Annotated in this window: 5 protein-coding genes; 3 read left to right on the plus strand and 2 right to left on the minus strand. The window is 52.5% G+C overall.

Features of this window, described 5'->3' with window-relative positions; translation table 11 throughout:
- Positions 1-265 precede the first annotated feature (265 nt).
- On the minus strand, positions 266-1,339 hold the full coding sequence (gene mutY / locus BOW51_RS07755; protein ID WP_078477188.1) for an A/G-specific adenine glycosylase: 1,074 nt from the start codon (positions 1,337-1,339) through the stop codon (positions 266-268).
- A gap of 55 nt (positions 1,340-1,394) precedes the next feature.
- Positions 1,395-3,197 carry an AMP-dependent synthetase/ligase gene (locus tag BOW51_RS07760; RefSeq protein WP_078477186.1) on the minus strand — a complete coding sequence of 601 codons (1,803 nt, stop codon included), beginning with the start codon at positions 3,195-3,197 and terminating at the stop codon, positions 1,395-1,397.
- A gap of 93 nt (positions 3,198-3,290) precedes the next feature.
- Between BOW51_RS07760 and thiS the strand changes: the two genes are divergently transcribed.
- The 3 genes from thiS to BOW51_RS07775 form a co-directional block, all read left to right on the plus strand.
- Positions 3,291-3,491: a sulfur carrier protein ThiS gene (thiS, locus tag BOW51_RS07765; protein ID WP_078477187.1), complete on the plus strand. Its 201-nt coding sequence runs from the start codon at positions 3,291-3,293 to the stop codon at positions 3,489-3,491.
- Positions 3,492-3,580: 89 nt separating this feature from the next.
- Positions 3,581-4,366, plus strand: coding sequence for a thiazole synthase (locus BOW51_RS07770; RefSeq protein ID WP_078477189.1), 786 nt, complete (start codon positions 3,581-3,583; stop codon positions 4,364-4,366).
- A 14-nt stretch (positions 4,367-4,380) separates the two neighbouring features.
- Positions 4,381-4,495, plus strand: a 115-nt coding sequence (locus tag BOW51_RS07775) for a dihydrofolate reductase (RefSeq protein WP_281252876.1), incomplete at its 3' end; no start/stop codon positions are given.

Raw genomic sequence — 4,495 nt, forward strand, 5'->3', positions numbered from 1 at the left:
TTTCCTTTGGCGCTGGCGCACGTCAGAAAAACAGTCTCGCCTAGTGGCTACCGGGGACTACGCGCCTTCGATTCTCTCTCCTTGGCGCGCAGCGATTGAAAATGGAGACTGAAAGATATCTCAGGCGTTTCGAGACGTTATTTGCTCTTGTTTTATTAATTTTTTTCATGATATTTTTTCATTCGTTCCATGGGTAGAGTTGCACTTTAGACCAGTTATCCCGGGCGACAATAGCTTCGGATTATAGTCACCGGGGGTATCCTCATCAATCGGAAACCGGGGATATCTCGTGAATTAAAGCTGCAATCGGTGATGCAATCCCGATTGTGGAGATATCTCCCGTATCAAACCAGCCACATTCATAGGCATCTCGCACCTGCGAGAGTGGTTCCTGTGTTACCAGGTGCAGTGGGAGCATGTCGAAATGGTAGTGCGTGAAGGTGTGACGACGTCGTGGAAGCTGCCCGATTGCTGCCTCTCTCTTACCTGAAAGCTGTTCATACCATTCAATTGCCTCGTCCTTGCTTGTGAACTCGGGAAAACTCCACAAACCGGCCCAGACTCCCTGCTGGGGGCGTTTATGCAGCAGGCAATTTCCTTCGCCATCCTGCACGACGAGCAAAACCCGCTCTTTTACAGGCAGTGCTTTTTTCGGCTTTTTCGCGGGATAGTCGGATATGCAGTCTGTTTGACAGGCTTCACACTGCTGTTGCAAGGGACAGGCGTCACAATCGGGAGAACTGCGAACACAACAGGTTGCACCAAGGTCCATCATCGCCTGGTTGAAGGCACGCACATCATTTGTGGGCGTCAGTTGCTCACTCAAGGCCCACATGTGCTTCTGCACGGCTACACGACCTGGCCAGCCATCGATTCTGAAAACACGTGCCAGCACACGCTTGACGTTGCCATCGAGTATCGGTGCATATCGGTTTGAACCCAGAGATACGACGGCACCGGCAGTTGATCTGCCTATTCCTGGCAGCTGCTGCAACTCCTCGACGTTTTCCGGCAGCAGTCCAGCGTGCTGCTCATCAAGAATAATTGCGGCTTTATGCAAATTTCTGGCGCGACTGTAGTATCCGAGACCGGACCAGTGACTGAGTACCTCGTCCTGGCTGGCTTGTGCCAGCTGTTTCACATCCGGAAAACGCTGCATGAAACGCTCAAAATAGGGAATGACAACAGAGACCTGGGTCTGTTGCAGCATGATTTCTGAAATCCAGACGCGATAGGGTGTCGCATCCTGTTGCCATGGCAGGTTTTTGCGCCCGTGCAAATCAAACCATGCAAGCAACGAACGCCTGAACTCCCCAGTCAGCTTTGCGTGGATTGTCATGCAATCATCCTGCATCTCTTGCATGCAGAATCAGGCCCGATTGAACAATGCAAGATCAGCTGTACATGGATTTGACGTCATCCACGTAGTGCTCCAGTACTGACTGGCGTTTCACCTTGAGTGTTGGAGTCATCATGCCGTTGTCGATCCCCCATGGCTCACTAAGGAGTACGACACGGCGAACTTTTGCGTAACCCGGAAAATCATGCAGGGCATTGCGTATGCGCTTGAGTGCATCACTAACGATCTCTTTCTGGTTAAGCGCTTCTTTTGTATAGGGTTTGCCGGGTGCTGATACTGTCCAGAAAGCCTCATCGACAACTGCCAGTGCAGTCAGATAGGACTCGCCTTCTCCAATCACCATGACCTGGTCAAACATCGAATCCATGCTGATTGCGCTCTCCATCTCCGCCGGTGGTATCTTCTCGCCATTCGACAGCACCAGGATATCCTTGAGGCGCCCGGTGATATAGATGTGTCCATCTTCGTCGATACGCCCCTGGTCGCCTGTATGCAGCCATCCATCCTTATCGATGACATTTGACGTTGCATCGTGGTTGTTCCAGTAGCCGAGCATCATTCCCGGTGTCTTCACCAGCAACTCGTCATTTTCTCCAACGACGACTTCAACTCCACGAAGCGGAAGACCGACACTCGCCGGCTTGTTCTTCTCGACTGGATTACCGCTGATGATAGGTGCGGTTTCTGTCAATCCGTACCCCTGGAGTACAGGAACGCCAAGTGAAAGAAACATTTCACCAATCGAAGCAGGCAGCGGTGCGCCACCAGCGACCGCAAGTCGCATACGACCACCAAGCTTTTCACGTATTTTTGCCCCGACCAGCTTGTCGAGCACCTTGTGTGTCAGCAGCGACGGGTGCCAGCCGGCACGCCCCTGATCCCTTTCGAACTTCCTCCAGCCGACACCAACCGCCTTATTGAAAAGCTTGCGCTTGATTCCCGGGCCGTTGGCGAGCTGATCCTGAATCTTGTTATAGACACGCTCAAACACACGCGGCACCGCGATCAGAACTGTTGGTTTGTGTGTGACGAGATCATCCGCCAGCTGGCCTACCGAGCGTGCATAAATGATTGTTGCACCAGTCATCACCGGCACATAGTAGCCGACGGTACGTTCCAGCGTGTGTGAAAGCGGTAAAAATGAGAGGAAAATATCCTCAACAAAAACGCTGATCATGGTCATGCCGCGGTGGGCAATAGAGAGTATATTGAAGTGACTCAGCATCACGCCCTTGGGACGGCCAGTGGTTCCAGATGTGTAAACAATTGTCGCCAGGCTGTTGATATCGCTGACCAATCTCGGCTTGTACTCAACACCATGCGAGGGGATCTCATTCTCGACGAGATGAACCCGGTCATCATTACGTACGCATTTTTCCGCTTCGCTGCTCGATTCAAGAATCAACACGCGTTGCAGGGGGCTGTTCTCATTTTCAACCGAAGGGGCAAGCCGCTTCCAGCGCCCGGCATCCTGAATCAGCAACAGGCGTATACCGGCATCCTCGATGATATATCCGACATTATCAGGACGGTCATCGGTATAGAGGGGAACCACGACCAAGCCGAGACTAAGAGCGGCCTGCTCGAAAAAGACCCATTCGGGGCAATTGCGCAGAAGAATAGCAACCCGGTCACCTGCGGAAAGGTTTTCCCTTGCGAGCATCTCCTGCCAACGTGCTATTTCTGCCAGGGACTCTTTCCATGTATATGAGTTCCAGCTCTTGTCGCTCTTGTCGAAATGACGCAATGCTTCCTTGTCAGGGGTGCGATCCACACGCTTGAAAAAGAGCCCATCAAGCGATGTTGCCTGTTCGACTGTAATAATATCTTCAGTCATTCCTACTCCAGTTTCTCAGGATTTAGTGCAGTTTTTGTTATTGCTTTTCTGTAAAATACATCTCATTAAACCTTCAAAAGCACACACAGGTCAATGATCATCAAACTGAATGGCGAGACGCGCGAGATACCGGGAGGCACTAAAGTTGCTAATCTGGTGCAGGAACTCGGGCTTGAGGGCAAGCGCATCGCAGTTGAAATCAACGAAACCCTGGTGCCACGTACACAGCACGCCACCCACCAGTTGCAGGAGAATGACGAAATGGAGATCGTGCAAGCGATCGGCGGCGGCTGATATTATCAGATACAATGCCTGGCCAGTGCCACACACTGGCAGCGCCAGGCACTATCCCGAAATTACACACGAACAGACAGATTGACATCATGAGTCAGAAAGATACTTTTACAGTCGCCGGCCGCACATTTACTTCCCGCCTGCTGGTTGGAACCGGCAAATACAAGGATATGGATGAGACCCGCGCAGCCATCAAGGCGAGCGGAGCCGAGGTGATGACCATAGCCGTCCGCAGGACGAATATCGGTCAGGATGGTGATGCAGAGAATATTCTCGATGTACTGCCACCCACTGAATATACCTATTTACCGAACACGGCCGGTTGCTATGATGCCAAAACCGCCGTGCGGACCTGCCAGCTTGCACGCGAACTTCTGGACGGCCACAACCTCGTCAAGCTCGAGGTGCTGGGTGATGAAAAGACCCTGTTTCCCGATGTTACAGCAACCCTGGTTGCAGCCGAAGAGCTGATCAAGGATGGTTTCGACATCATGGTCTATACCAATGATGATCCCATCATGGCGAAGCGCTTTGAGGAACTCGGCTGTGCCGCTGTCATGCCACTGGCTGCTCCAATTGGTTCTGGCCTGGGTATTCGCAACCCGCTCAACATCCGCACCATTGTTGAAAATGCCAAGGTCCCCGTTCTCGTCGATGCCGGCGTCGGCACAGCATCTGATGCAGCAATGGCAATGGAACTTGGCTGCGATGGCGTTTTGATGAACACAGCAATCGCAGCTGCAAAGAATCCCGTATTGATGGCATCTGCAATGAAAAAGGGTATCGAAGCAGGACGCGAGGCGTTTCTGGCCGGGCGCATGCAGGCAAAACGCTTTGCCTCGGCATCTTCACCGGTTGACGGCCTCTTCTTCTGACCGTGGTTCCGCATATTTCAATCATCGCCGCGATGACGCGCAACCGCATCATCGGGCGTAACAACGAGCTGCCCTGGCACTTGCCGGCGGATCTGAAACATTTCAAGGCGCTCACCATGGGCAAGCCCA

It is taken from the genome of Solemya elarraichensis gill symbiont (genome assembly GCF_002021095.1).
Lineage (GTDB): Bacteria > Pseudomonadota > Gammaproteobacteria > Chromatiales > Chromatiaceae.

Bases quoted from the DNA above. Each gene is read 5' to 3' on its own strand.
- thiS (WP_078477187.1), top strand. From the start codon at position 3,291: ATGATCATCAAACTGAATGGCGAGACGCGCGAGATACCGGGAGGCACT.
- mutY (WP_078477188.1), bottom strand. From the start codon at position 1,339: ATGACAATCCACGCAAAGCTGACTGGGGAGTTCAGGCGTTCGTTGCTT.
- BOW51_RS07760 (WP_078477186.1), bottom strand. From the start codon at position 3,197: ATGACTGAAGATATTATTACAGTCGAACAGGCAACATCGCTTGATGGG.
- BOW51_RS07770 (WP_078477189.1), top strand. From the start codon at position 3,581: ATGAGTCAGAAAGATACTTTTACAGTCGCCGGCCGCACATTTACTTCC.